The organism is Blautia sp. CGZ-1-C1, assembly GCF_056504575.1.
Genome location: NZ_JBWLUT010000013.1, coordinates 1 through 3,163, shown reverse-complemented (window position 1 = coordinate 3,163; position 3,163 = coordinate 1). Strand labels below are relative to the sequence as shown.

Below are 3,163 nucleotides of genomic sequence, written 5' to 3'. Positions count from 1 at the left end.
CCAATGTATCTAAAATGCCGCCTGCTACATTTCTTCTGAGAAAAGATCCTATCACGATAACAAAAAGTGCCACTCCAAGAGTAAATCTTGCGAACTGGTCTACTCCATAACGTCCCTGCATAAATTTATTTAATTTATCTTTCATAGATTACCTCTTTTATTCCCTCACGAGAACTTTCACGATTTCTGCGATATACATGGTATGATAATCTTTCTGAGGATACCACTTGCCGTCATTTTCCGGTGCGTCAAAGCACTCCGGTTTAATCTCATCATGATACATTTTCTTGCAGACCATGATCATATCTGCTTCCTCGATTCCTGCTGTTCCATCTGTGAAATATGGAGTCAGACCTGCGTCTTTGATCTTATCCACACCTTTTCCGGAAACCCTGCCACAATAATTTAATGCTTTGCGATACTCTTCTCCCAGCACGGAAATCGTAAATGTATCTTCTCTGTCTACGAATTCTTTTGTATATCTCTGTGGACGGATGTATACAGTTACTGCATTCTTTCCCCACATAACACCCATTGCGCCCCAGCTGGCTGTCATGGTGTTGCATTTTTCTTCATTTCCAGCTGTGATCAGCAGCCATTCTTTTCCAATCTTAGTAAATGGATTCATAGTCAGTTCTTCTGCTTTTACTTCTTTAAAACTCATAATAATGTCCTCTCTTTCTATTACCTGTCATTGCAAACCTGGAAAATATAAAATTTTAAATAGTAAGACTCATCTGCTGCCCAGAGAATCGGGTGATCTGGTGCCTGGGTTCTGTATTCTACCTGGCGCAGTCTCTTATGTACATTCTTTGCTGCCTGTCCGATCGTTCTGGTGAATAACTCGTAATCCATAAAATGAGAGCAGGAACAGGTTGCCAGAAATCCTCCGTCTTTGACCAGTTTCATAGCACGCAGATTGATTTCTCTATATCCTTTTACTGCATTCTTGATTGAGTTTCTTGACTTGGTAAATGCCGGAGGATCCAGAATCACAACGTCAAATTTCTCACCTTTCTGTTCCAGTTCAGGAAGAAGCTCAAATACATCCTCGCAGATAAATTTCACTTTGTCAGATAAGCCGTTTAATGCGGCATTGGCTGTCGCCTGATCTACCGCAAGCTGAGATGCATCCACACCGGTTACACTGTCAGCACCTGCGATTCCCGCATTCAGAGCAAAGGAGCCTGTATGTGTGAAGCAGTCCAGGACTTTCGCACCCTTACATAATTTCTGAATTGCAAGTCTGTTATATTTTTGATCAAGGAAGAAGCCTGTTTTCTGTCCGTCTTTGACATCTACTTCGTATTTTACGCCGTTTTCTTCAATCTGTACAAGTGTCGGGAATTCCGGTCCGATGAAGCCTTTCACCAGTTCCATGCCTTCCTGTTTACGGACCTTTACATCACTTCTCTCATAAACACCACGGATCGTAATTCCATCTTCCGCAAGAACTTTCTTAATAAGCTCCACGATCGTCTCTTTGAAACGGTCGATTCCAAGCGCCAGTGACTGGACAACAAGCACATCAGAAAACTTATCCACAACAAGTCCCGGAAGAAAATCTGCCTCTGCAAAAATCAGACGACAGCTGCTTATATCTACCACTTTTTTACGATATTCCCATGCATCACGTACGCGCTTCTCTCAGAAGTTCTTCATTGATTTCAACATTCTCATCTCTGGTCATCAGACGTACTGTAATCTTGGAGTTCGTATTAATAAATCCTCTTCCCATCGGATATCCGTCAAAATCATGGACAAGAACTATGTCTCCGTTCTCAAAACTTCCCATGATTGAATCTATTTCATTATCAAAAATCCACATTCCGCCGGATTTCAGAAGTCGTCCCTCACCTTTTTTCAGGGTTACAACTGCTATACCCATTTATCTTCCTCCTCGTTATGTTTTTATCACATTTCATGATATCAAATTCAAAAAGCTGTTCAAGCTCATGCGCCAAAGTTTTTGAACCTGATATCCCTTTGTTGACACTGCTATATATGCAGTAAATTTTCTATTTCTAATCACCCATTCTATCACATTCATTTTATTTTTTCCACATATAACGGAAAGCAGCCAGCGAAATCACAAAAATTTCACTGGCTGTTTTCTGTTTGTTTCTTTTATTTTTAGTGTTTTTTCAGATTTTTTTTGCATTTTTCAGAAGTATACATCTTGAAAGTCCACCATAGCAGAGTGCAATCTTCTTTACTTCATATCCATGATTCTCCATGTTACGTCTGCTGAACTGATTATCAGGATGTATCGTACACATCAGATAATAGTATTCTTCCAAATTCAGGAAATTCTCTGCTGCATCGAGCATCAGTCCCTGCAGCCCATTGCCTCTGTATGCATTTCCTACAACTGCTGAATCCATGACTGCTACATGTGAAAGCTGTTCTTCATCAAAATCGAGATAAGTCCCCAGATTATCTTCCTTATTTTCAGGATATTTAATAAGAAAGAATCCTGCTATCTCTTCTTCTGAAGATTCTGCTACAACTACAAAACCATGCTCTTTCAGATGCGCACGGATATAATCTTCATTATCAGCTACAAACCAGTCCGGATGTTCTTTATCGCCCTGTGCTTCATTCATAACTTTCATAATTCCGACAACATCTGCTTCGTCTGCTTTCCGTATCAGAAACGTCCCCTGCATAGCACTATCCTGGTTCTGGTTCTGCTTATATTCCTGGCATTTTCGATTATTCTGCATAATCTTCGCTGTTCTCTGTGTCTGCGGTTTCAGTTGTCTCTGCCTCATCTGTATTATAGGTTTCGCTGCTCTCACCGTAGAGTTTCTCGAAGAATTTCATTGTCTCATTATATAAAGTCTGTCTGTCTTCATCAGAAAGTTCGCTAAGCTCCGGGCTTGCCTGTGTATCTGCGCTTAATCCAAAGATCTCTTTCATGGATTTATCTACCATATTGAGTTCTGTGCTCATGTAAATTTCAGTTCCATCTGCCTGATAGGAATCTGTTCCCTCAGTAAGAATCTGCAGGTATGCTTTCTCTACATCTTTGGAAAGTGTTGCACCATTTTCAGCGTCAAGAACTACAGATGCGGTTGCTGTCTCATCTTCCATAGCTGTTGTAAGAGCAGCTGTATCGCCCTCGTATTCTCCTTTACAGAAATTCTCAGCTTTATTAAAT

At 40.6% G+C, this 3,163-nt stretch carries 2 protein-coding genes and 2 pseudogenes; all 4 read right to left on the bottom strand.

Features of this window, described 5'->3' with window-relative positions:
- Positions 1-157 precede the first annotated feature (157 nt).
- Positions 158-664, bottom strand: coding sequence for a flavin reductase family protein (locus AC058W_RS00870; protein WP_118136437.1), 507 nt, complete (start codon positions 662-664; stop codon positions 158-160).
- A 20-nt stretch (positions 665-684) separates the two neighbouring features.
- Positions 685-1,888, bottom strand: a pseudogene (locus AC058W_RS00865) (class I SAM-dependent rRNA methyltransferase).
- A 256-nt stretch (positions 1,889-2,144) separates the two neighbouring features.
- Complete coding sequence (locus tag AC058W_RS00860) at positions 2,145-2,726, bottom strand: GNAT family N-acetyltransferase (protein ID WP_118590464.1); 582 nt, start codon at positions 2,724-2,726, stop codon at positions 2,145-2,147.
- Positions 2,716-3,163 (bottom strand): annotated as a pseudogene (locus AC058W_RS00855) (DUF1002 domain-containing protein); the annotation flags it as partial. The pseudogene AC058W_RS00855 and the gene AC058W_RS00860, both read right to left, overlap by 11 nt.